This window comes from Streptomyces sp. NPDC059895, from assembly GCF_042731035.1.
Taxonomy (GTDB): domain Bacteria; phylum Actinomycetota; class Actinomycetes; order Streptomycetales; family Streptomycetaceae; genus Streptomyces.
The window spans coordinates 89,070-112,584 of record NZ_JBHWKO010000014.1; the positions used below are offsets into that span (position 1 = coordinate 89,070).

The 23,515-nt window shown below is 74.7% G+C and carries 21 protein-coding genes; 11 read left to right on the plus strand and 10 right to left on the minus strand.

The features are described from left to right. Window positions 1-58: 58 nt before the first annotated feature. The 3 genes from ACFV9M_RS18490 to lnt all read right to left on the minus strand — a co-directional run bounded on the left by ACFV9M_RS18490 (window position 59) and on the right by lnt (window position 3,056). A complete protein-coding gene (locus ACFV9M_RS18490) occupies window positions 59-859 on the minus strand; it encodes a 3-hydroxybutyrate dehydrogenase (RefSeq protein ID WP_385063081.1) in 801 nt (266 codons plus the stop codon). Between the two features lie 57 nt (window positions 860-916). Beyond that, window positions 917-1,393, minus strand: a complete 477-nt coding sequence (locus ACFV9M_RS18495) for an NUDIX domain-containing protein (RefSeq protein WP_385063080.1) — start codon at window positions 1,391-1,393, stop codon at window positions 917-919. Window positions 1,394-1,457: 64 nt separating this feature from the next. Further along, on the minus strand, window positions 1,458-3,056 hold the full coding sequence (gene lnt / locus ACFV9M_RS18500) for an apolipoprotein N-acyltransferase (RefSeq protein WP_385063078.1): 1,599 nt from the start codon (window positions 3,054-3,056) through the stop codon (window positions 1,458-1,460). A 275-nt stretch (window positions 3,057-3,331) separates the two neighbouring features. Between lnt and ACFV9M_RS18505 the strand changes: the two genes are divergently transcribed. Further along, window positions 3,332-4,417, plus strand: a complete 1,086-nt coding sequence (locus ACFV9M_RS18505) for an O-antigen ligase family protein (RefSeq protein ID WP_385063077.1) — start codon at window positions 3,332-3,334, stop codon at window positions 4,415-4,417. A 2-nt stretch (window positions 4,418-4,419) separates the two neighbouring features. On the opposite strand, the gene ACFV9M_RS18510 is transcribed toward ACFV9M_RS18505, so the two are convergent. After that, the gene (locus ACFV9M_RS18510) at window positions 4,420-4,968 is read right to left on the minus strand and encodes a hypothetical protein (protein WP_385063076.1); all 549 of its coding nucleotides are present in this window, start codon (window positions 4,966-4,968) and stop codon (window positions 4,420-4,422) included. Window positions 4,969-5,074: 106 nt separating this feature from the next. Next, the gene (locus ACFV9M_RS18515; RefSeq protein WP_385063074.1) at window positions 5,075-5,860 is read right to left on the minus strand and encodes a glutamate racemase; all 786 of its coding nucleotides are present in this window, start codon (window positions 5,858-5,860) and stop codon (window positions 5,075-5,077) included. Window positions 5,861-5,899: 39 nt separating this feature from the next. On the opposite strand from ACFV9M_RS18515, the gene ACFV9M_RS18520 reads away from it, so the two are divergent. Then, window positions 5,900-7,093 (plus strand): glycosyltransferase, encoded by a 1,194-nt coding sequence (locus ACFV9M_RS18520; protein WP_385063145.1) that lies wholly within the window; start codon window positions 5,900-5,902, stop codon window positions 7,091-7,093. Window positions 7,094-7,108: 15 nt separating this feature from the next. Here the strand turns inward: ACFV9M_RS18520 and ACFV9M_RS18525 are convergent, their stop codons facing one another. Continuing rightward, on the minus strand, window positions 7,109-8,383 hold the full coding sequence (locus ACFV9M_RS18525) for a TerD family protein (protein ID WP_385063143.1): 1,275 nt from the start codon (window positions 8,381-8,383) through the stop codon (window positions 7,109-7,111). A gap of 347 nt (window positions 8,384-8,730) precedes the next feature. Here ACFV9M_RS18525 and ACFV9M_RS18530 point away from each other — a divergent pair, with 347 nt between their 5' ends. The 4 genes from ACFV9M_RS18530 to ACFV9M_RS18545 all read left to right on the plus strand — a co-directional run bounded on the left by ACFV9M_RS18530 (window position 8,731) and on the right by ACFV9M_RS18545 (window position 13,416). Beyond that, complete coding sequence (locus ACFV9M_RS18530; RefSeq protein ID WP_385063072.1) at window positions 8,731-9,159, plus strand: DUF6643 family protein; 429 nt, start codon at window positions 8,731-8,733, stop codon at window positions 9,157-9,159. Between the two features lie 42 nt (window positions 9,160-9,201). Next, a complete protein-coding gene (locus ACFV9M_RS18535; RefSeq protein WP_385063070.1) occupies window positions 9,202-10,026 on the plus strand; it encodes an MOSC domain-containing protein in 825 nt (274 codons plus the stop codon). A gap of 189 nt (window positions 10,027-10,215) precedes the next feature. After that, the gene (locus tag ACFV9M_RS18540; protein ID WP_385063068.1) at window positions 10,216-10,821 is read left to right on the plus strand and encodes a hypothetical protein; all 606 of its coding nucleotides are present in this window, start codon (window positions 10,216-10,218) and stop codon (window positions 10,819-10,821) included. 156 nt (window positions 10,822-10,977) lie between these two features. Further along, window positions 10,978-13,416 (plus strand): right-handed parallel beta-helix repeat-containing protein, encoded by a 2,439-nt coding sequence (locus ACFV9M_RS18545; protein WP_385063066.1) that lies wholly within the window; start codon window positions 10,978-10,980, stop codon window positions 13,414-13,416. A 72-nt stretch (window positions 13,417-13,488) separates the two neighbouring features. Here the strand turns inward: ACFV9M_RS18545 and ACFV9M_RS18550 are convergent, their stop codons facing one another. After that, the gene (locus tag ACFV9M_RS18550) at window positions 13,489-15,828 is read right to left on the minus strand and encodes a hypothetical protein (protein WP_385063064.1); all 2,340 of its coding nucleotides are present in this window, start codon (window positions 15,826-15,828) and stop codon (window positions 13,489-13,491) included. Window positions 15,829-16,134: 306 nt separating this feature from the next. Here ACFV9M_RS18550 and ACFV9M_RS18555 point away from each other — a divergent pair, with 306 nt between their 5' ends. Continuing rightward, window positions 16,135-16,977, plus strand: a complete 843-nt coding sequence (locus tag ACFV9M_RS18555) for a DeoR/GlpR family DNA-binding transcription regulator (protein ID WP_385063063.1) — start codon at window positions 16,135-16,137, stop codon at window positions 16,975-16,977. A 133-nt stretch (window positions 16,978-17,110) separates the two neighbouring features. Here ACFV9M_RS18555 and ACFV9M_RS18560 read toward each other — a convergent pair whose 3' ends face one another. After that, the gene (locus tag ACFV9M_RS18560; RefSeq protein ID WP_385063062.1) at window positions 17,111-18,235 is read right to left on the minus strand and encodes a PLP-dependent cysteine synthase family protein; all 1,125 of its coding nucleotides are present in this window, start codon (window positions 18,233-18,235) and stop codon (window positions 17,111-17,113) included. Between the two features lie 398 nt (window positions 18,236-18,633). On the opposite strand from ACFV9M_RS18560, the gene ACFV9M_RS18565 reads away from it, so the two are divergent. From ACFV9M_RS18565 to ACFV9M_RS18580, 4 genes are all read left to right on the plus strand, one after another. After that, window positions 18,634-18,957: a hypothetical protein gene (locus ACFV9M_RS18565; RefSeq protein WP_385063060.1), complete on the plus strand. Its 324-nt coding sequence runs from the start codon at window positions 18,634-18,636 to the stop codon at window positions 18,955-18,957. 212 nt (window positions 18,958-19,169) lie between these two features. Further along, window positions 19,170-19,709 (plus strand): ATP-binding protein, encoded by a 540-nt coding sequence (locus ACFV9M_RS18570; RefSeq protein WP_385063058.1) that lies wholly within the window; start codon window positions 19,170-19,172, stop codon window positions 19,707-19,709. A 162-nt stretch (window positions 19,710-19,871) separates the two neighbouring features. Then, the gene (locus ACFV9M_RS18575) at window positions 19,872-20,450 is read left to right on the plus strand and encodes a TetR/AcrR family transcriptional regulator (RefSeq protein WP_385063057.1); all 579 of its coding nucleotides are present in this window, start codon (window positions 19,872-19,874) and stop codon (window positions 20,448-20,450) included. Between the two features lie 358 nt (window positions 20,451-20,808). Next, on the plus strand, window positions 20,809-21,399 hold the full coding sequence (locus tag ACFV9M_RS18580; protein ID WP_385063055.1) for a DUF4865 family protein: 591 nt from the start codon (window positions 20,809-20,811) through the stop codon (window positions 21,397-21,399). A 163-nt stretch (window positions 21,400-21,562) separates the two neighbouring features. Here the strand turns inward: ACFV9M_RS18580 and ACFV9M_RS18585 are convergent, their stop codons facing one another. Then, the gene (locus tag ACFV9M_RS18585) at window positions 21,563-22,807 is read right to left on the minus strand and encodes an ROK family protein (protein ID WP_385063053.1); all 1,245 of its coding nucleotides are present in this window, start codon (window positions 22,805-22,807) and stop codon (window positions 21,563-21,565) included. Window positions 22,808-22,834: 27 nt separating this feature from the next. Continuing rightward, complete coding sequence (locus ACFV9M_RS18590) at window positions 22,835-23,497, minus strand: alpha-ketoglutarate-dependent dioxygenase AlkB family protein (RefSeq protein WP_385063051.1); 663 nt, start codon at window positions 23,495-23,497, stop codon at window positions 22,835-22,837. Window positions 23,498-23,515 lie beyond the last annotated feature (18 nt).

The following is a 23,515-nucleotide window of genomic DNA, read 5'->3' on the forward strand; positions in this document are numbered from 1 at the left end:
GACCGGGCCGGCCCGTCAGCCCTGTGGAAAACTCCCGTCCCACGGGCCGCGAGGCTGCTCAGTGCGCGGTCCAGCCGCCGTCGAGGACGAGCGAGGTGCCGGTGACGAAGGACGCCGACGGACCGCACAGGTACGCGACGGCCTCGGCGACCTCCTCCGGTTCGATGAGCCGTCGGACGGCGCTGTCCCGCAGGAGGACCTCGGACAGCACCCGCTCCTCGGGCAGGCCGTGCGCCTCCGCCTGGTCGGCGAGCTGCCGCTCCACCAGCGGGGTGCGCACATAGGCGGGGTTGACGCAGTTGGAGGTCACGCCGTGGGCCGCGCCTTCCAGGGCGGCGGTCTTGGACAGGCCCTCCAGCCCGTGCTTGGCGGCCACGTACGCCGACTTGTAGGCCGAGGCGCGCAGTCCGTGGACGGAGGAGACGTTGACGATGCGGCCCCAGCCCTGCCCGTACATATGGGGCAGGGCGCCGCGGATGAGCCGGAACGGCGCCTCCAGCATCACGGTGAGCACCGTGTGGAAGACGTCGGGCGGGAAGTCCTCCAGGGGGCGCACGAGCTGTAGCCCGGCGTTGTTGACGAGGACGTCGGTTCCGGCGGCGGCGCTCTCGGCGGCGTCCAGGTCCGTGAGGTCCAGGACGTGCGGCTCGACGACGCCCGGCAGGCCGGCTGCGCTCTCGGTGAGCGTCTGAAGACCGGGGGCGTCCCGGTCGACGGCCCGTACCTTGGCCCCGGCGGCCGCCAGCCGCAGCGCACAGGCGCGGCCGATACCGCCGGCGGCGCCGGTGACGAGGGCGGTGCGACCGCCGAGGTCGAGCGAGGGGGCGTGGGAACCCGGGGCGGCGGGGGGCGTCGTCATGACTCGACCCTAGGCAGCGCCCACCCCCCACCCCATATGGTCACGCCCCACAGTTCATCAGGAAGTCGTGGTCTCGAACCACGTGGGTTCGTCGGAGAGGGCCTGCTTGATACGGAACAGCTGCCGTTCGTGCATCTCCGGCAGCGCGTCCACCGCGAACCAGCCCACCTCGACGGACTCGTCGTCGTTGACCCGGGCCTCCCCGCCGACGGCCCGGCAGCGGAAGGTGATGTCCATGAACCGGCACCGGTCGCCGTTCGGGTACTCGACCTCCCGTCCGGAGCGGACCAGCACCACGCGCTCGGGCACGCAGCGCACCCCCGTCTCCTCGTACACCTCCCGGACGGCGCAGTCGGCGGGCTGCTCGCCCGGGTCCGGGATACCCGTGATCACGGTCCACTGGTGGTTGTCCGAGCGCTGCCCCAGCAGTACCCGGCCGTCGTCGTCGAAGACGACGGCGCTGACGCCGGGGAGCCAGAGCAGTTGGTGGCCGGCACTGGCCCGGATGTCACGGATGAAGTCAGGAATCGGCATGCCCCGACCCTAACGGGACCGGCGTCCGGCCCGAAGGAGCCCGCCGTCCGCGTCCGCGCCCCCGTCAGGCCCGCCGTCCGCGCACGCCCGCGGCGATCGCCCAGCCCACACCGCCCGCGGCGACGAGCACCAGGGCGATCTCCGGCAGGATGCCGAGGCGGGTCGCGGGTGTCTGGGAGGAGCGCAGCGGCACCTCCTGGACCAGGGAGTCCGGGACGAACATGCCGGTCTTCTGGCTGATCGTGCCGTCCGGCATGATGATCGCGCTGACCCCGCTGGTCACCGGCACGGTGACGGTGCGGCTGTGCTCGACGGCGCGTACGCGCGACATGGCGAGCTGCTGGTAGGTCATCTCGCTGCGGTCGAAGGTGGCGTTGTTGCTGGGGACGGAGATCATCTGGGCGCCGTGGGTGACGGTGTCGCGCACGGCCCAGTCGAAGGCGGCCTCGTAGCAGGTGGCGAGGCCGACCTCGGCGTCGCCGAAGTCGAACACGCCCGGCTCGCTGCCCCGGCTGAAGTCCTGGTGGACCATCGAGGTCCACGTCTCGTTGACGGCCCCGATGAGGGAGCGCAGCGGGAGGTACTCCCCGAACGGCTGGACCTGCCGCTTGTCGTAGGTCTGGGTGGCGCCCTTGTCCGGGTCCCACAGGATCTGCTCGTTGTAGAGCTTGCCGTCGCGCTCGACGACCCCGCCGACCGAGATGGGCGCCCCGATGGCCCGCGCGGCCTTGTCGATGACGGCGGCGGCGTCGGCGTTGGCGAAGGGATCGATGTCGGAGGAGTTCTCGGGCCACAGCACGAAGTCGGGCCGGGGCACCGTACCCGCCGCGACCTCGGCGGCCAGCCGCTCCGTCTCGCGCGCGTGGTAGTCGAGCACGGCGCGGCGCTGGGCGTTGAACTCCAGGCCCAGGCGGGGGACGTTGCCCTGGATGACGGCGACCGTCGCGGTGCCGTCCTCCGCCTCGTCGCTCACCAGGGGGCGGGCGGCCAGGGCAGCGAGGACCGGCAGTGCGAGGCTGAGCAGGGCGATCGCGGCGGCCGGGCGCCGCACCCGGCGCGTGTGCCGCCACTCCAGGCCCACCCGGACGGCGTCGTACAGGCCGAAGCCGCACAGGACGACGGCGAAGCCGAGCACGGGGGTGCCGCCGACCGCGGCGAGCGGCAGGAAGACACCGTCCGCCTGCCCGAAGGCGATCTTGCCCCAGGGGAAGCCGTGGAAGGGCACACGCGCGCGTGCCGCCTCGCCGGCGATCCAGACCGCGGCCGCCCACACCGGCCAGGCCGGCAGCTTGGACACCGCGGCGACGCCGACGCCGACCAGGGCGACGAAGACCGCCTCGATGACGACCAGGGCCAGCCAGGGGCCGGGGCCGACCTCGACGCCGGTCCACACCAGCAGGGGCAGCAGGAAGCCGAGGCCGAAGAGGTAACCGAGACCGAGGGCCGCCTTCCAGCCGCGGCCGCGCAGCACCCGGCCGAGCACGGCGAAGGCCGGCAGGGCCAGCCACCACAGGGTGCGCGGCGGGAAGCTGACGTAGAGCAGCACTCCGGAGAGCGCCGCTGCGGCGGCCGGGACGAGGCGCAGGAGCCGGGCGCGCCACGACGGCGGGGCCGTGGCTTCCGGCTCGTCCTGCCGGCCCACGGGAGTTGCGGTGACGGTCACTCCGGGAGTGTACGGCGGGTGACCTTTCGGCCGGCAACACGGTCCACGGGCAGCCCGGCCCCGAACCGGCACGGTCCACGGACGCCCACTCCCGTGGTCCGCACGGCGCCCGGACGCTCCCGGCCTCGGGTCCTCGCGCCCGTGTACGACGCATCCCCAAACCGCCCATCAGCGGTTACGGTGTGGCAGAGCTCCTGTCGCGCGGGGTGGCCGGGGCCGTCACGGTCGGGGGGCGACCGGACGCAGGGGGGACGGACGGGGTGGGGTCCACGGGGATGACGTCCACGGCCGGTCAGGACGCGGACGGGGAAAGACGAAACGTTTCGGACGTGACGGGTGTGGCGGTGCTCGGCGCCTGCGCCGCCTGGTCCCTGATCACCGCGGCCGCGCACGGCGGACGGCCCGAGGGCGTGCTGCTCGCGGTGCTGGCCGTGGCCGCCGGGTACGCCACGGGCCGTATCGCCGGGGCGCTGCTGCCGGTCGCCGCGCCCGGCGCGGCGGCGCTGGCCGGGCTCGCCCTGACGGTGGCGGTGCCCCGGCTCACTCCCGGGCCGGAGATCGCCGCGCCCCTGGGCCGTGCGGGCGCCACGGCCGCGGTGCTCACCCTGTCGGCCGGTGCCGCCTGCTGCGCCGCCCGGTCCGCTCCCCGGCCCGTACCGCGGCTCGGCCTGTGGGGCCTCGCGGCGGGTGTCACGCTCGCCGGGGCGGTGCTGGGCTCGACGGTGGCGGTGGTGACCTGCTGCGGGGTGCTGCTGTGTGCCCTGGCCGCGGGCCGTGTGCGACACCGGGGGCCGGGGCTGGCGGGCCTGGCCCTGGTGGCGGCCGTCGTGACGGGCCTGACCTGGGCGGTCGCCGGGAACGCGCTGCCCGCCGGACTCGCCGCCGCGCTAGAGGACCAGCTGACGCCCCACCGGGTCGGCCTGTGGCGCGACGCCCTGCGCCTGGCGCACGACGACGCCGGCCTGGGCGTGGGCCCCGGGCGCTTCGGGGAGCTCAGCGCCACGGCGGCCGGAGCGGCGCCGTCCGACGGCAGGCCGCACTCCGCGCCGCTGCAGATGGCCGCGGAACAGGGCGTCGTAGGAGTGCTGCTCCTCGCGGCGGCCTTCTGCTGGGTGCTGTTCGCGCTGTGGCGCGCGGCGCGGCCGACCCCGGTCGTACTCACGGCGGGTGCCACGCTCACGGCACTGGCCGCGCTCGCCTCGGTGGGCAACGCGCTCAGCTTCACCACGGTGTCGGCCGGCGCCGGCCTGCTGGCCGGCCTGGCCACGGCCCGCCCGTTCGGCGCCGAGCCGTCGGCGGCCGAGGCGCCGACGGAATGGGCGGGGGACCCGCGCCCGTGGGGCGACCGCCCCGCCGCCTGAGGTCAGTGCGCCGTGCCGGGCGTCTCCTGCCGCAGCCGGTCCCGGATGACCCGTACGGCGGACTCGGCGTCGTCCACGGTGATGGTGAACGTGTGGCCGTCCCACAGCCGCAGCACCACTCCCTCGCCGCGCCGTACGACCACGGCGGTGCCCTTCTCCGGGCGCCAGCGATAGCCCCAGCCGCCCCATTGGCGCGGGGTGACGTGCGGTTCGAAGTCGGCTCCGGCGACGTGGGCCAGCGGGATGCGGCGGCGCGGGACGCCGATGTGGCCGCAGCGGATCTCCAGGCACTCCTTGTCGAGTCTCAGGTCGACGTGCACGAAGGCGAGGGTGCCGAAGAGGACCAGCAGACCGGCGGCGATACAGCCGACGACTGACATGACCAGCGGGGCGATGCCCGAGGTCCACGCGGAGTCGACCGCCAGCGCGATGCCGAGCGCCATGCAGGCGGCACCGGCGAGCGCGAGCAGCCACTGGAAGCGGTTGGTGGCGCGCCCGTGCCAGACATCGGGGTACGGGACGTCCTCGTCGCGGGGGTGGTGGTCCCTCATATTCATGAGGTTACTCACGTTTCGCTCCGCCGGTACCGGGTCGCGCAGGGTGACTGCGCCGACCGGTCGACGACGGAGGGAATCCGGCCGTCCGCACGGCCCGGGGTCAGCGGGCGGGGCTGACCGCCTGGAGGAGCCGGCCCTCCGGGTAGGCGAGGGCGGGCGCCGGAAGCACGCCCTCCCGGCCGCTGAGCAGGACCGTCACCGTGCCGTACGCCGCCGCGTCGGGGGCGGGCCCGGCCTCGAGGCGGCGCAGTGCCTGGGCGGCCACCGCGCCGGCCGAGCCGTGCAGGGCGAGCGGCGGACGGCCGGGGCGCTGGACGGCGGCGCGGATCCGTTCGGCGACGAGTTCGTAGTGGGTGCAGCCCAGGACGACGGTCGTCACGTCCTCGGGGGTGAGCTCGGCGGCCGCGGCGACGGCGGCGGCGATCGCCTCCTCGTCCGCCCGCTCCACGGCCTCCGCCAGGCCCCAGCAGGGCACCTCGGCCACGGGGACGCCGTCGGCGAAGTCCCGGATGAGGTTGCGCTGGTAGGGGCTGCCGGTGGTGGCGGGTGTGGCCCAGATCGCGACATGGCCGCCACCGGCCGCGGCCGGCTTGATCGCGGGGACGGTGCCGATCACCGGAACGGCCGGTTCCAGACGGGCGCGCAGGGCGGGCAGAGCGTGCACGGTGGCCGTGTTGCAGCCGACGATGAGGGCCTCGGGGCGGTGGGCGGCGGCGGCCTCGGCGACGGCCAGCGCGCGCCTGGTGAGGTCCTCGGGGGTGCGCGGCCCCCAGGGCATCCCGTCGGGGTCCAGGGACAGCACGAGATCGGCGTCGGGTCGCAGGCGCCGTACCGCGGCGGTGGCCGCCAGCAGCCCGATTCCGGAGTCCATGAGCGCGATCTTCACCCGGCCACCATAGACGATGTGCCGGTGCCGCCCGGCCGGGTGGGGCAGACTGCGCCCGTGAGCCTCATCGGGTGGATCGCCGCCGTGTCCTTCACCGTCTGGCTGTGGCTGCTGCTCTGTCAGGGCTTCTTCTGGCGCACCGACGTGCGGCTGCCGCCGCGGCGGGAGCCGCGGGAGTGGCCGTCGGTCTGCGTCGTCGTCCCCGCGCGCGACGAGGCGGCGGTCCTGCCCGCGAGTCTGCCGTCACTGCTGGCGCAGGACTATCCGGGGCGGGTGGAGATCTTCCTCGTCGACGACGGCAGTTCCGACGGGACCGGGGAGCTGGCCCGTGAGCTCGCGCGGCGGCACGGCGGGGTGCCGCTGACCGTGGACTCGCCCGGTGAGCCGCCGGCGGGCTGGACGGGGAAGCTGTGGGCGGTGCGGCACGGTGTCGGCCTGGCACGCGCGCGTGGGCCCGAATACCTCCTGCTGACCGACGCCGACATCGCGCACGCACCCGACAGCCTGCGGCAACTGGTGGCGGCGGCACGCACCGGCGGCTTCGACGCCGTCTCCCAGATGGCGCGGCTGCGGGCGGAGAGCCGGTGGGAGCGGCTGGTCGTGCCGGCCTTCGTCTACTTCTTCGCGCAGCTGTACCCGTTCCGCCGGGTCGGCCGGCGCGGGGCGCGCACGGCGGCCGCGGCGGGCGGCTGTGTGCTGCTGCGGACCGAGGCCGCCGAGCGGGCCCGGATCCCGGACGCGATCCGGCACGCCGTCATCGACGACGTGGCGCTGGCCCGCGCCGTGAAGGCGGGCGGCGGTCACATCTGGCTGGGGCTCGCCGAGCACGTGGACAGCGTGCGCCCGTACCCGGGGCTGCGGGACCTGTGGCGGATGGTGTCGCGCAGCGCCTACGCGCAGTTGCGGCACAGTCCGCCGGTGCTGGTGGGCACGGTGCTGGGGCTGGGGCTGGTGTACCTGGTGCCTCCGGTCGCCCTGCTCGCCGGGCTCGTCCTGGGCGATCCGGCCGCGGCCGTGCTCGGGGGCTCCGCGTGGCTGGTGATGACGGGGACGTACGTCCCGATGCTCCGCTACTACCGGCTGCCGGTGCGGCTCGCCCCGCTGCTGCCGTTCACCGCGCTCCTCTATCTGCTGATGACGGTGGATTCCGCGGTGCGGCATCACCGGGGGCGTGGCGCGGCCTGGAAGGGCCGCACCTACGCGCGTCCGGACGCGGTGGCCGACGAGGGCTGAGCCCGGCGCCGGGCGCTACTTGCGGCCGGGCGTCCAGTTCATGCCCCAGCTGTAGACGTGGTCGACGGTCCGCTGCGGGCTCACCCCGCGCTCGGGCACCAGGTAGCGGGCCTCACGCCGGACGACGAGGTCGCCGCCCTGCCGGGTGATCAGCGCGAGCGCGCACACGGTCGAGGGGACGGTGCACTCGTCCAGGGAGAAGTCGATCGGGGCGCCGTACTGGGGGTGCAGTGTGACGGTGGCGTGCAGGTCGGCGAAGGAGCGGGCGCCCTCGTAGATGGTGACGAAGACGAGGATGCGGCGGAAGTCGTCCCTGTGGTCGAGGTTGATGGTGAGGTTCTCCCCGGTGGCCAGGGCACCGGTGCGGTCGTCGCCGTCGAGGTGGATGTACGGCGGCTGGTGCAGGGCGCCGAAGGCGTTGCCGAGGGACTGGACGACGCCCTTGCGGCCGTCGGCCAGTTCGAACAGGGCGCACAGGTCGAGGTCGAGGTCGTTGTGCAGGGCGACCGCGCGGCCCCGCTTGCCGCCCCAGCCCGAGAACTGCTTGCGCACCTCCCAGTTGAGGTTCACGCGCATGGCGCCGGAGGTGCCGCCCTGTTTGGTCAGCGACACCGAGGGGGCGGCCTTGGTGAGCGTCACCTTGGTCAGGCGGACCGGTGCGGCGGGCGGTGGTGGCGGGGTGCGGGGGACGGGCGGCGGCACGGTGGCGGGCGGCGCCGGAGGGCGAGGCGGCGGCGCGGGCGCGGTGGCCGCCGGGGCCCCGGTGTGCTGCGGTTGGTCGACGGTGATGCCGAAGTCGGTGGCCAGGCCCTCCAGTCCGCTGTCGTAGCCCTGACCGACGGCCCGGAACTTCCAGGCGCCCTGGCGGCGGTAGAACTCCCCGAGCACGAACGCCGTCTCGACGGTGGCGCCGGTGCCGTCGAACCGGGCGACCACGGTGTCGCGTGCCGCCTCCCGCACCTCGATGCACAGGTCCGGCACCTGCCCGAACGCGCCGCCGTCGGCGGAGGCCGCGAGGACGACGGTCTCGATCGCGGGCTCCACGCGCGCGAGGTCGACGACCAGGGTGTCGGTCACCCGGCCACCGGCCTCCCGCTTGCCCTCGTGACGGACCGCTCCGGAGGAGTGCGCCGGCTGGTTGTAGAAGACGAAGTCGCCGTCGGAGCGGACCTTTCCGGCGGCCAGCAGCAGCGCCGAGGCGTCCGCGTCGGGCACGCCCGGACCGGAGCGCCAGCCCACCTCGACCCGCAGCGCCGTCGTCGGCACCGGAGCGTTGGATCCCTTCGACATCGACATGTCCGCCCCCTGTCTCCGCGCCGGGCCACGCGCCCCGGCACCCATCGGGTTTCTACCCGGCCAACCTATGCGGCCGGACGGCGAACTCCCATCCCCGGCACAGGAACCCGCGCGCACCGGCCCCGGAAGGCGTCCGCCCGGCGCCGGGACGGCCGTGGCCGGCGATCACCGGACCACCGGTAACCCCCGTCAGAAATGGGTCCTTACACGATCCAAACCGTGAATGCCGCCCCTTTTTCCCAAGTTCGCTCGCATTGAGGATCCAAGGTCACCGCCGACACGGAAAACAACCCTCTTATCGGTCTCCCCAACCAGCACATCGTGGGCTTAACTTATGTGCCATGACCTCCCCCCGCTCCACCTATGGCGGCGGCTACTACTCCGCCTCCTTCCCGGACACCCCGATCTACGACTCGCTCGTGGCCGAGCGGGGCACCCCGCAGATCGCCCCGATCCGGGTCCCCGCCGCCTACGACACGGGCAGCAACCTGCCCGCGCTGCCGTCGGCGCTGCCCGCCCTCCCGGCGGCACCGTCCCAGCCGTCCTACGGCTACCCGCAGACCCAGCAGCCCGCCCCGTTGCAGCAGGCCCCGGCGGCCTACATCCCGCCGCAGGCCACCGCGCCGCGCGGCTACCCCGGCCCGCAGGCGCAGCAGCCGCGCCCTGCCGCGCCCGGCATGGGCTACGAGGCGATGCGCCCCGCGGCGCCCCGGCCCGCCGCCCCCCAGTACCAGGACCCGTACGGCAACCAGCAGTACCGGGGCTACTGAGCCGACCCGGGGACCGTCCGCGCCACCTGGCAGGATGGGCTCATGGGGAATGCGCAGCTGCTGTCGATCCACGTTCATCCGGTCAAGGCGTTCCGGGCCCAGTCACCCCGGGAGGCCGTCGTGGAACCCTGGGGTCTGGCCGGAGACCGACGCTGGGCGCTGATCGACGACGGGGGCAAGGTCGTCACCCAACGCCAGCAGCCGCGCCTCGCGCTGGCCGCCGCCGAGCTTCTGCCCGGTGGCGGCCTTCGTCTGTCCGCACCCGGACTCGAACCGCTGACCGTGCGGGTGCCCGAGCCGGTGGGGACGGTCTCGCTGGCGATCTTCCGCGACAAGGTGGAGGGGGTCCTCGCCGACGAGGCCGCGCACGCCTGGTGCAGCGCGCACCTGGGCGCCGACGTCCGGCTGGTGCACATGGACGATCCCGCCACGCGCCGCCCCGTCGACCCCGCGTACGCGCTGCCGGGCGAGACGGTCACGTTCGCCGACGGCTATCCGCTCCTCGTCACCGCCAGCGCCTCTCTCGACGCCCTCAACGCGCTGATCGCACAGGGCGAGCACGCCGCGGAGGGCCCGCTGCCGATGAACCGCTTCCGGCCGAACCTGGTCGTGGCGGGCACCGACCCGTGGGCGGAGGACGGCTGGACCCGCCTGACGATCGGCGAGGTCGACTTCCGCGTCGCCAAGACCTGCGGGCGGTGCGTCGTGACCACGACCGACCAGGCCACCGCGGGCCGCGGCAGGGAGCCCCTGCACACCCTGGGCCGGCACCGCCGCCTCGGCGGCAAGCTGATCTTCGGGCAGAACCTGGTGCCCCTGTCCCGCGGCACCGTCCGGGTCGGCGATCCGGTCACGGTCGTCGCGTAGTCGGCGGGTTCCGCACCGGCGGACGGCCGCGGGAACCTCCGCCGCCCCCTTGGCCGTTCGCTGTGGTGAGACGTTCCCGGACGTCCACGACGCGCCGCGGCCGCGGGTGATGTGCCTCTCTCTTCGGCCCGTCCCGCGCGTGAACGGCCCGGCGGGGGGTTATCACGGAGCGGAAAGGGGGTGCGGACGGTGCGGGTGATCGGTGGGCTCTGGCACTGGCGGCACAATCCGCTGCGCCGTACGACGGATCTGGTAGAGGCGTGGCTCGCCCTGTCCGCGCTGCTCCTGATCCTCATCGGCGCGCCCGTCGTCGGCTCGCTCACCGGCGCTGTCGCCCAGGACGCGTTGCAGCGGTCGGTCCGCGCCCAGCACGCGGCCCGGCACCTGGTGACGGCCACCGTCGTGCGCAAGCTCGAGGGACCGCTGGTGGAGGCGGATCCCGAGATCGCCTCCGGGCGGGACCTCCGCAGCCGGGTGATCGCCGACTGGACCGCCCCGGACGGCACGGCGCGCCACGGCACGGTCCTGGCGGGCCTGGAGTCCACGCACCGCGGCGACCACTTCGCGATATGGACGGACACCCACGGCCGTCTGGTGGCCCGTCCGCTCGACTCCACCACGGCGACGACACACGCGGTCCTCGCCGGGTTCGGTGCCGCGCTGCTCGCCGCCGGTGTGGTGGAGGCCGGACGAAGACTGATCGTGTGGCGCATGGTCCGGCGCCGGTACGCCCGTTGGGACCAGGCGTGGGACCGCGCGGGCCCGGATTGGGGCCGTACCGGCACTGGTAGCTGACAGTGTCGCGTCTGTGGTCAACCCACCGCCCCCGCGCACGCTACGGTGGACCGGCCGACGCATTCGGCACGACCCGCGCGCGAGGGATCCCTAGGGGCGCACGCCCCGAAGGCGAACGAGCCATCAGCACGACCGAGGTGGGGGCACAGCAACGCCATGGCACAGGGCACGGTCCAGGTGACGCACACCGGCACGTCGCGGTGGCGGCGCCGCACGGGTGAGTACGCTTCGCTCGCCGCCGCCCTGGAGGCCGCGGCCGAGGGCGACGTCCTCACCATCGCCCCCGGCACCTACCGGGAGAACCTCGTGGTGGAGCGGGCCGTGACCCTGCGTGGTCCCGAGGGCTCCCCCGGATCCGTGCGCATCGCGCCGCCGGACGGGGTGCCGCTGACCGTGCGTGCCTCGGCCGTGGTGCAGGACCTGCACGTGGAGGGCCAGGACGCGGCGGCGCCCGCGGTGCTCGTCGAGGAGGGCACCCCCGAGCTGCTGGACGTACGGGTCGTCACGCGGTCCGCGGCCGGCATCGAGGTGCGGGGCCGTGCCCGCCCGACCGTGCGGCGGTGCACCGTCGACAACCCGGCCGGCATCGGCATCGCAGTGGTCGACGGCGGCGGCGGTGTCTTCGAGGAGTGCGAGGTCGTCGCGGCCGGGCAGGCGGGTGTCGCGGTGCGCGGCGGCGCCCACCCCCGTCTGGAGCGCTGCCGGGTGCACCACGCCTCGGGCGCCGGACTGAGCGCGACCGGCGACAACTCGGCCCTGGAGGCGGTCGGTTGCGAGGTGTACGAGGTCCGTGGCAGTGGCGTGCAGATCACCGCACGGGCCACCGCGCACCTCATCGACTGCGATGTCCACCGCACCACCGCCGACGGGGTCACACTCGACACGGACGCCGTGCTCACCCTGGCCGACTGCCGCATCCACGACATCCCGGAGAACGCGGTCGACCTGAGGTCGCGTTCCGTGCTGACGCTCACCCGGACGACGGTCAGCCGGTTCGGGCGCAACGGCCTGTCGGTATGGGATCCGGGCACACGCGTGGACGCCAACCAGTGCGAGATCTTCGACAGCACCGGTGACTACCCGGCCGTCTGGGTCAGTGACGGCGCCACCGTGGTCCTGGACTCCTGCCGGGTGCACGACGTGCCGGACGCGCTGTTCGTCCTCGACCGCGGTTCACGCGCGGACGTCGTCGACAGCGACCTGTCCCAGGTGCGCAACACGGCCGTGTCGGTGAGCGACGGCGCGACCGCCCAGCTCGACGACTGCCGCATCCGGGACGCCGGGACCGGCGCCTGGTTCCGCGACCACGGCAGCGGCGGCACCCTCAACAGCTGCAGCATCGACGCCACCCAGACCGGTGTGATCGTCACCAAGGGCGCCGACCCCACCATCGAGCGCTGCACCGTCGACTCCCCCGCCGAGGCCGGGTTCTACGTGTCGGCCGGGGGCCGCGGCAGCTTCCTGAACTGCCGCGTGACCAACAGCGGCGGCTACGGCTTCCACGTGATAGACGGCTGCCGTACGACCCTGCGCAAGTGCCGCACCGAGCGCTGCACGCGGGGCGGTTACGAGTTCGCCGACGGCGGACCGGACGCGGCGGCCGGCGCGGGGCCCGTCGTCGAGGACTGCACGGGCGACGAGAGCGCCGGCCCGCGCACTCCGCCGGAGACGGCGCGGGAGACGGCCGCGCAGACGACGGTCCCGTCGGCGGGCCTGCTCGGGGCGGTCCCCGGGCAACGGGCCGACGTACCGGGGGCGGCGTCGGCCGCCGCGGAGCAGCCGGCGCGGACCCCGAAGGACGTCCTCGGCGAGCTCGACGCGCTGGTGGGCCTGGAGAGCGTCAAGCGGGAGGTGCGGGCGCTGACCGACATGATCGAGGTGGGCCGGCGCCGGCAGCGGGCCGGTCTGAAGGCGGCCTCGGTCAAGCGCCACCTGGTCTTCACCGGCTCCCCCGGCACCGGCAAGACGACCGTCGCGCGCCTGTACGGCGAGATCCTCGCCGCGCTGGACGTCCTGGAGAAGGGGCATCTGGTCGAGGTGTCCCGGGTCGACCTGGTCGGCGAGCACATCGGTTCCACCGCGATCCGCACCCAGGAGGCTTTCGAACGGGCCCGTGGCGGCGTGCTCTTCATCGACGAGGCGTACGCCCTGTCGCCGGAGGACGCCGGGCGGGACTTCGGCAAGGAGGCCATCGACACGCTCGTGAAGCTGATGGAGGACCACCGGGACTCCGTGGTGGTGATCGTCGCGGGGTACACCGCCGAGATGGAACGCTTCCTGACGGTCAACCCCGGTGTCGCGTCCCGGTTCTCCCGGACCATCACCTTCGGCGACTACGGCCCCGAGGAGCTGCTGCGGATCGTGCAGCAGCAGGCCGAGGAGAACGAGTACCGGCTCGCGCCGGGCGCCGAGGAGGCGCTGCTGAAGTACTTCACGGAGATCCCGAAGGGCCCCGCCTTCGGCAACGGCCGCACCGCGCGCCAGACGTTCGAGGCGATGGTCGAGCGGCACGCCAGCCGGGTCGCTCAGGTGGCCGATCCGACCACCGACGATCTGACGCTGGTGTACGCGGAGGACCTGCCCGAGCTGCACTGACCCTGCCCGTCCTCCCAGCCCACGGCCCGGCCTGCGGCCCGTCGTCCGCCCGGACGGCGGGCCGCAGGGGTGTCAGGACCGTTCCCGCTCCCGCGGCTCGCCGCCCTGCGCGGGCACCACGGGGCACAGCCGCGCCAGCAGCCGCTCGCGTTCCTCCGCGAACGCCGGGTCCGCCTGGTAGTCGGAGTGGCCCAGCACGGGCGCGGGCAGGGGGTGGTGCTCCGTACGTCCGTAGGCGAGCGGGTCCGCGAGGGGCGCGCGGTCCACCTCGGGCCCGCGGCCGCCGCCGGGCAGCCGGACGGGGCCGCCGATGGGGTCGGTGAGCCGGTAGAGGTTGCGCCAGCAGTCGACGTCCTCGTGCAGGGCCTTGAGCGCGGCCGGGCCGAAGTGGGCCGGGAACCAGCGGCCGTAGAGCCTCTCGATCGGGGAGCCGTAGGTGAGCAGGGCGACCTGTCCGCGGTCGGCGGCGCTCAGCTGCCAGGCCGCGGCCGCCGCGAGGACACTGCCCTGGGAGTGGCCGGAGATGACCAGGCGGCCGCCGGTGGCACGGGTCCAGGTGGCCATGCGCCAGGTCAGGTCGGGCACCGCGCGCTCGGCGTAGCAGGGCGGCGAGAAGGGGTGGGCGGCGCGGGGCCAGAAGGTGCCGACGTCCCAGAGGATGCCGATGGTGCGTCGTGCGGAGGCGTCCTTGTAGGCGCGCCTGCCCCAGGTGACGAACAGTATGAAGCCGAGCCCGATCAGCCAGGAACCGAGCGCCTGGCCGGTCTGGGCGGCGCCCTGGAGGAAGGAGGGGGCGCCCTCGGCGGCCCGGCTGGGTGTCCTGCCCGTGGTGAAGGCGCCGGCCAGGGCGCCCGCGCCCAGCAGGAGGGTCGTGGCGGAGGTGACACCGACGAGGAGCGGGGCGCGGTCGGTGAGCGTGGCCATGGCGCGGGCGCGGGCGATGCGCTGGGTGCGGGCCGGGTCGCCCGGGTCGGCACCGTACTCACGGGCCACTGCCGTGCGCTCGGTCCGCGTCAGGCTCCAGGCGCTCCGGCCGAGCAGACCGCCCAGCACGCCCAGCACGATCAGCAGCACCGGGATCACGGACGCCTGCCAGGTCAGCAGCACCGGCGGGCCGGCGAGGAAGGTGCCGGTGCCGTCGAGCCAGTCGGAGACGCGCTGGGAGACCCCGCCGGACATCACGCCACCGAGCGCGCAGGCCAGCATCACGACGGCGGGACCGCCGAGGCCCCGGAGCGCGGCGCGCCCCTGCGGGTCGGGGCCGGCGGCGCGGTGGAGGACGGCGGCGACGACGGCCAGGACGAGCACCAGGGCGCCTTGGAACAGGGCGATCGCACCGAACGCCGCGTCGCCGGGGAGACGTCCGGCCGATGTCCAGCCGGGGCGGTGCCAGCCGGCGTACACCAGGGTGAGGGCGAGCAGGACGAGGGCGGCCAGGGGCAGGATCCGCACCAGGTGGGCGTCGAGCCGGCGGTCGAGGCGGTGTTCGCTGCGGCCGCGGCGGCACACCACCCAGACCGTGGCGAGGGCTCCGGCGGCCAGGGAGGTCTCCAGGAGCCGGCCGAGGACGTCGAGGAGGGCGGGGCCGCCCGGGCGGTGGTCCTGGCGGGCGGCGGCCGTGCCGACCGCGGCGGCCACGGTGAGCAGGCCGGCCGCGGTGTGCGCCGCCCGCAGCCGGGCGACCAGGCGGCGCCCGTACCAGAAGCCGGGGCGGCCCAGCGCGGTGTGGCCGAGCACGTCCTCGGGCTCGGGCCTGCCGCCCAGGGGCTCCTGGGACTCGTAGGCCCGCCAGGTGCGGTGGGAGAGGTACCACAGCAGGCCGGTGAGGGCGGCCGGGACCAGGGCGGCGAGGGCGAGGCGGCGGCCGGGCCGGGTCCACCAGCCGCCGTCCCTGACGTCCGGCGACAGGAAGCCCAGCCAGGAGTGCCGTTCGGCGCAGGCGCGGGTGCCCGCGCACTGCCAGGCCGTCAGGTCGAGGGCGACCTCGCAGGCCGCGGCGACGAGCAGCACGGTCAGGGTCAGGCCGGCGAGCCGCACCAGGAGCCCGTAGAGGCGGACCCCGCGGGTGCGTTCCCGGGCGGCGGGGCGCATCCAGTGGGCGAGGTTGACGACCATGAACGGCAGCAGCAGGAGCCACAGGGCGCGTGTGCCGTTGCCGGAGGTCAGGTTGCACCAGACGTAGGCCTCGGGGACCGGCCGCTGCCGGGGGCCGCCGGTCGCGTCGCCGGCCCGGTCGGCGTCCACGTCGTCGGCGCGGCGGAACACGGCGGCCGTGTCGTCGCCGGTGATCCGCACCGTGCGCGGGTCGTTGAGCATCTTGTCGGGCGTGGCCCCGCCCACGCCGTGCACCAGGAGTTCCAGGGCTGTTCCGGTCGGCCGGCGGATGCCGTCCCGTTCGTGGACACGTTCCACTGTCTCGCACTTCCCCCGTGACGCTGTGTCGGTCTCTGTGTGCGTGCGGGCATCAGGTTCTCCGTTCGGGGGCCCGCGCACACGTGTCGTCACCGAATCTCCGCCGATCCGTGTGAGGAACGGAACCGATGTACGGTCCGGCGATGGCATGTGCGCGTCGGATGGGTGGTGGCGCGGCCCGCACCGGCCCGTGCGAGGATGGGACGCCCGCTCACCCGGCGACCGGCGTGACGGCGCCGTCGTCGCAGGTGCGCGGGGTGTGTCGGACGGAGCGGATCGGCTTGAGGCGAGAGGACCGGAGCGGACGTGAGTGAGAATCAGAACCTCCTCGCGGAGCAGCGCCGTGCCCTGATCCTGGACGAGGTCCGGCGCCGTGGCGGCGTCCGCGTCAACGAGCTGACGCGCAAGCTCGGCGTGTCGGACATGACCGTGCGCCGCGACCTCGACGCGCTGGCCCGGCAGGGCATGCTCGAGAAGGTGCACGGCGGCGCGGTACCGGTGGTGGAGGCGAGCACCCACGAGCCGGGTTTCGAGGCGAAGTCGGGCCTGGAGCTGACCGCCAAGGAGGACATCGCGCGGGCTGCGGCGGACCTGGTCGTGCCGGGCAGCGCCATCGCGCTGTCGGGCGGCACGACCACGTACGCGCTCGCGCACCGGCTGGTGGACGTGCCGGATCTGACGGTGGTGACCAACTCGGTGCGGGTGGCCGACGTCTTCCACGTCGCCCAGCGCGCGGCGGGTCCCCGGCAGGGCGCGGCCACGGTGGTGCTGACCGGCGGCGTGCGCACCCCGTCGGACTCCCTGGTGGGGCCGGTGGCCGACCAGGCCATCGCGGCGCTCCACTTCGACGTGCTGTTCCTCGGGGTGCACGGGATATCGGCCGAGGCCGGCCTGTCGACGCCGAACCTGGCGGAAGCCGAGACCAATCGGCGTCTGGTGCAGTCGGCGCGCCGGGTCGTGGTGGTCGCCGACCACACCAAGTGGGGTGTGGTGGGGCTCAGCTCCTTCGCGGCGCTGGAGCAGGTCGACACGCTGGTGACGGACTCCGGCCTGCCGGACGAGGCCCGCGCGGAGGTCTCCGAGCACCTGCGGCGGCTGGTGGTCGCGGGCGAGCCCGACACGGACTCGGATTCGGACACGGACACCTGACGGGGTTTCGGACGGCGCCGGCGGAGACTCGCGGGACCGTGGCGGGGATCCGTGCCGAGGAGCGCGGATCAGCGGGACCGTCCGTGGACGTCCGCGCTCGGGCCCGAGCGCGGGTCACGCTCTTCCGGGGCCCTCAGTGCGGCCAGACGCCCGTCGCCAGCAGTGTGTCGATCGCCGCGCTGTACGAGGTGATGTCCAGGCCCTGTCCGGTGAGCCAGGCGTCGGAGTAGTACTTGTCGAGGTAGCGGTCGCCGGGGTCGCACAGCAGGGTCACCACACTGCCCTGCCGCCCCTCGGCCGCCATCTCGGCGACGATCTTGAACGCGCTCCACAGGCCGGTACCGGTCGAGCCGCCCGCCCTGCGACCGATGACCCGCTCCAGGGCGCGGACCGCGGCGACGCCGGCGGCGTCCGGGACCTTCATCATCCGGTCGACGGCGCCGGGGACGAAGCTCGGTTCCATACGGGGCCGGCCGATGCCCTCGATGCGGGAGCCGCGGTCGCAGGTGACGTCCGGATCGCCGGTGGTCCAGCCGTCGAAGAAACAGGAGTTCTCGGGGTCGGCGACGCACACGCGGGTGTCGCACTGCATGTAGTGGACGTAGCGCGCGATGGTCGCCGAGGTGCCGCCGGTGCCGGCCGTGGCGACGATCCACGCGGGCTCGGGAAACCGCTCCAACGCCAGTTGCCGGAAGATGGATTCGGCGATGTTGTTGTTGCCGCGCCAGTCCGTGGCCCGTTCGGCGTAGGTGAACTGGTCCATGTAGTGACCGCCGGTCTCCCCCGCGAGGCGGGCGGACTCCTCGTACATCTTCCGTGAGTCGTCCACGAAGTGGCACCGGCCGCCGTGGAACTCGATCAGGCGTATCTTCTCTGCGCTCGTCGTGCGCGGCATGACGGCGATGAAGGGCACGCCGATCAGCTGGGCGAAGTACGCCTCGGAGACGGCCGTCGAGCCGCTGGACGCCTCGATCACCGGGCGTTCCGGCCGGATCCAGCCATTGCACAGGCCGTAGAGGAAGAGGGAGCGGGCGAGGCGGTGCTTGAGGCTGCCGGTGGGGTGGGTCGACTCGTCCTTGAGATACAGGTCGATGCCCCAGCTCTCGGGCAGCGGGAAGCGCAGCAGATGCGTGTCGGCCGAACGGTTGGCGTCGGCCTGGACCTTGCGGACGGCTTCTTTCAGCCAGGTGCGGTAGGCGGGATCGCTGCGGTCGACGTCGAGGGTGGCGCCGGTCGGGCTCTGCGCGGGGACGGTCACGGCGGTGCTCCTTCGTGCTGCGCGCCGACGCCCCTCGGGCGGCCGACGGTTCGATCATAAGCACCTTTCACACCGCTTCCCACCTGCATAAACACCGCTTTGAGCGGCTCAAAGGCGGCCCTGGGGGCGAGCGGGGCGCGCCGATCGGGGGCCGGGCGGCCGCGCCGGGTGGGGGCCGGGCGGGGGCGCATTCGCGCGAGTGCTCCGGCCGCCCCCGGACCGCGTGTCGCACGTACTGGTGCTCGGCGTCCCGCGCGGGCAGACTGCACCCGGCGGGACGAAGGTCCCGTACGGGGGCGCACACTGGATCACGACACGAGCTGGTGCCGGCCCGCGTGGCAGCACGCCGGAGGAGGCGCGGGACGCGGGCCGGGACACCCACGGGCAAGGGGGCGGGCATGGCGGAGCCGGAGTTCACCGCGAAGGGCGTGCGGATCGGCAAGCGGCTGCGGTCGCTCACCCGGGCCGGACAGGTCCGGATCAGCGACGGCCGGCTGGAGCTGCTCACCAGTTACGGCAGCGAGATCGACAGCGCTCCGGTGCAGGCGGTACGCGCCTCGCGGCCGTGGTTCGCGCCGGACGACCGGGCGCTGGCCGACCTCAACGGCCAGCGGTACCTGCTCACCCTCGGTGACCACGACCCGGCACCGGGAGAGCCCGGGCCGCCCGCGGCAAGCCGGTTCATCGAGGCGGTACGCCGGGCGGCGGGCCGCGGCGACTGAGCCGGCCGCGCAGGGTGACGGGCCCATGACGGCGAGTTGCGGTCCGGGGAACCTTGCGTCACGCTGGTCTCACGTCACTCTGGGTTTACCGGCGATAACGCTGCGAACCAGCCCGCCGGCCACGACAGCAGGCGGCCGCCTCGCGCAGACGCACTGCTCCGATCGATCCGAACTCCGTGTTCTTCCGGACCTCACGTCGGGGAGTCGCAGCCGTGATCAGCAACCCAAGCAGGCACTGCACGGTGGAGCTTCAAGCCCTGCCGTCGCGGATCGGCCAGGTCCGCAGAATCGTATCGGCGCAGTTGCGCTACTGGCATCTGGATCCCCTCATAGACCGGGCCGCGCTCGGTGTGACGGAGCTGTTGACCAACGTCCACCGGCACGCCCAGCCCGACAAGACGTGCACCGTGGAGATGGAACTGCTGCTCGGCCGGCTCACCGTCTCCGTGCGTGACCACGACCCGCGGCTTCCCGTGGTGGAGCACGTCACGGACCCCTACGCCCTCGCCACGTGCGGGCGCGGCCTGGCGATGGTGGCCGCGGTCAGCGAGAGCTGGGGAGCACGGCCGGACGGCGAGTCCGGCAAGGTCGTGTGGTTCACACTGCCGGCCCTCGGTGCGGCACGGGACCGCGCGGCACGTCCGCCGCGCCGGGCGGCCGGCGAGCAGGGTGCGCGCCTGTTCCCGGAGGTCGTCGCGGTCGACGACCGCGCTCCGGCGCACGCTCCCGCCCGGTCGGCCGCCGTCGGCTGACCCGGCGGCGCCCGGCCGGCCCCCGACGGTGCCTCGGCGGCGCATGCCCTCACCACGCCTGGCGGTGTCCCCTCCGCCCCCGTCGGGGCGTCCCGGGCGGTACGCCGAGGCCGGGGCGGCAGAGGTCGACTTCTGTACCTACTGGTATGTACTGTTCGGTGTATGAGCACGTCGGAGCGACTGATCGAGTCCACCCGGGAGCTGCTCTGGGAGCGCGGCTATGTGGGCACCAGCCCCAAGGCGATCCTGGAGCGGGCCGGCGCCGGGCAGGGCAGCATGTACCACCACTTCCGGGGCAAACCCGATCTCGCCGCGGCGGCGATCCGCAGGACGGCCGAGGAGATGCGGGCCTCGGCCGAGGGCGTGCTCGGCGGGCCGGGTACGCCGTACGAGCGGATCGAGGCGTATCTGCTGCGGGAGCGGGACGTACTACGCGGCTGTCCCCTCGGTCGGCTGACGATGGATCCGGACGTCGTCGCCGACGAGGAACTGCGCGCACCGGTCGACGAGACGATCGGCTGGCTGCGCGGGCGGCTCGCCGGGATCGTCGAGGAGGGCAAGGCGCGAGGCGACTTCGGGCCCGGGCTGGACGGCGAGGAGATCGCCGCGGCCGTGGTCGCGACCGTGCAGGGCGGCTATGTGCTCGCCCGCGCCTCGGGCTCACCCGCCGCCTTCGACGCGGGCGTCCGGGGGCTGCTGTCCCTGCTGTCCTCCCCGCCCGCCTCCCGTGCCGCCTGCTAGGAACGCCCCTCGGGCACGCCCGACCACCCGCCAGGAACCACCTGCCGCCCGCCTCCCGTCGCCTGCTGGGAACACCCCTCGGGCACCCCGGACCACCCGCCAGGAACCACCCGCCGCCCGGCACCCCGGACCAACCGGCGGGCACCTTCGCCCTGTGCCACCTGCCCGGCCCCCGAGCACCTCCGCCCGGCACCCCGGTCCGCCCGCCCAGCGCCCCGCCCGGCACCCCGGTCCGCCCGCCCAGCGCCCCGCCCGGCACCCCGCTCCGCCCGCCCAGCGCCCCCGCCCGGCACCCCGGTCCGCCCGCCCGGTGCCTCCGGCCGTACGACCGCCCCGCCTCACGAGGAGTCCGATCCCGATGCACGCCATGCAGTACGCGGTGACGCTGCCCGCCGACTACGACACGGACTTGATCCGCGCCCGAGTGTCGCGCGTCGGGCACAGGCTCGACGACTGGGCCGGGCTCGGCCTCAAGGCGTACCTCCTGCGCGAGCGCGGGGTGCACGGCTCGCCGGTCGACCAGTACGCGCCGTTCTACCTGTGGAACACGGTGGAGGGCATGAACGCCTTCCTGTGGGGCGGCCCCTTCCAGGGGCTGAGCGACGACTTCGGGCGTCCGGCGGTCCGGCAGTGGACGGGCCTCGCGTACGAGGAGGGCGTCGCCGCCGGCGCACCCGCCCGGTTCGCCGTACGGCACCGCCGACCCGTGCCGGACGGGGTGGAGTACGCGCAGGTGGCGCGGGAGGCGGCGGACGAGGCCGGGCGGCTCGCGCGGGAGGACGGGGCGGTGCTCGCGGCGGCGGCCGTCGACACCAGCCGCTGGGAGACCGTGCACTTCTCGCTGTGGGAGCACGCGGAACCCGGCGCGGTGCGCGGCGGCGACCTGTTCCAGGTGCTGCACGTGTCGGCGCCGGGGCGGGCCGTGCTGTCCGGGGGCCGGCAGTGGTGAACGCCGTCCGCACCGCGCTCGCAGGCGTCCCGCCGGAAGGGCGGCGGGCGGGACCGCGCCGCGGTGTGCGCCGTGGCGGGGCGACGCCGGACCGGCTGCGCGGGCGGCCGGCTCAGGGGGCGTGACCGTCCGCCGCCGGGCACCCCGCGGCGGACAGGGGTGTTCAGACCCGGCTCAGCGCTTCCAGCGGGTCGTCCAGCACCGGCTGCCAGGCCAGCTCCGCGGCGCCGACCAGACTGTTGTGGTCGAGGGAGCAGGCCAGGATGGGGACGCCTCCGCTACGGCCCCACAGGCTGCGGTCGGCGACGACCGCGCGGAGGCGGTCGGGGTCGGTGTCCAGGAGGGTGCGGTGCAGCCCGCCGAGGATGATCCGGTCGGGGTTGAGGATGTTCACCAGGCCGGCCAGGCCCAGCCCGAGCCGGTCGATGAGGGCCTCGACGGCCATGCGGACGACCGGGTCGGCGTACTCCTCGCGGACGAGTTCGTTGGCCTGCTGGAGCAGGGAGCCCTCCGGGCCGGGCCGGCGGCCGGCGGTGGTGAGGAGGGCCAGCGGGTCGGCCTCGACGTCGAGGCAGCCGCGGCTGCCGCAGTGGCAGGGCCGGCCCTCGGGGTTGACGGTGAGGTGGCCGACCTCCAGGGCGAGCCCGGAACTGCCCGTGTGCAGCCGCCCGTCGAGCACCAGCGCGCCGCCGACCCCGCGGTGGCCGGTCGCCACGCACAGCAGGTCGCGGGCGCCGCGCCCGGCGCCGTGCCGGTGCTCGGCGAGGGCGGCGAGGTTGACGTCGTTCGCGGCGAAGGCCGGGCCGGTGATGCCGGCCGCGCGCACCCGCTCGGCGAAGATCTCCAGGACGGGCGCCCCGACCGGCCAGGCCAGGTGCAGCGGGTTGAGGGCCAGGCCCTCGGGTGCGGCGACCGCGGAGGGCACGGCGAGTCCGGCGCCCACACAGCGGCGGCCGGTGGCGCGCAGCAGTTCCGCGCCGGCCTCCACGACGGTGGCGAGCACCTTGGCCGGGTCGGCGTCGACGGTCTCGCAGCCGGGCGTCGTCGCGACGATCCGCCCGCCGAGGCCGACCAGCGCGGCCCGGAATCCGTCGGCGTGCACCTGGGCGGCGAGGGCGACGGGACCGTCCTCGGCGAGTTCGAGCCGGTGGGAGGGGCGGCCCTGGGAGCCGGCGGCGGCACCGGGCCGCGCGTCGACCCGGATCAGGCCCAGCGCCTCCAGTTCGGCGGCGACCGCGCCGGCGGTGGCGCGCGTGACGCCGAGTTCGGCGGTGAGCACCGCACGGGTGGGGGCCCGTCCGGTGTGCACGAGCTCCAACGCGGGTCCGAGCGCACCGCGCCCCCGGTCCAGCCGCGTTCTGGAGGTGGTCCCTTCCCCCGCCGCCCGGGGGTCCGCCTTGCCGCTCATGAGGGGGAGTCTCCCATGATCCGCTGGTCAGGTGGCCCCCGGGAAGCCGCTGACGCGCAGGGTGACGTTCAGCCGCCCGCTCAGTCCCAGCCCGGCCGGCGCCGTCCCCGGCAGCACCCGGGGCACCCCGTGGTAGGCGTGCCGCGACGGCCCTCCGAACACGAACAGGTCGCCGCTGCGCAGCTCGACGTCGGTCCAGGGGCGGGTCCGGGTCTCGGTGTTGCCGAAGCGGAAGACGCAGGTGTCGCCGAGGCTGAGGGAGACCACGGGCGCGTCGGACCGCTCGTCGGCGTCGCGGTGCATGCCCATGCGGGCGTCGCCGTCGTAGAAGTTGATCAGGGCGATGTCGTACGCCGCCGGCCCGGCCTGTTCGGGGCCCAGCGTGTCGGCCACCGCGCGCCGGCCCAGCTCGCCCAGCCACGCCGGGAACGGCTTCACGGGGGTGCCGTCGCCGTCGACGACCGTGCGGGCGTAGGCGTACGGGTACCAGTGCCAGCCGAGGCAGACCTGGCGGGCGGTCATCGTGCCGCCGCCGGGGGTGCGGACCGTGCGCAGGCCGGCGGGCGGCCGGGCCCACTCGCGGCAGGCGTCCAGGAGCCGCCGCCGGCCGGTCGCGTCCAGCCAGCCCGGAACGTGCACCGCGCCCGGCGCGATCAGCGCGCGCTCGCGGGGGAACAGCTCACCGTCCATGACCCCATCCTCCCCCGG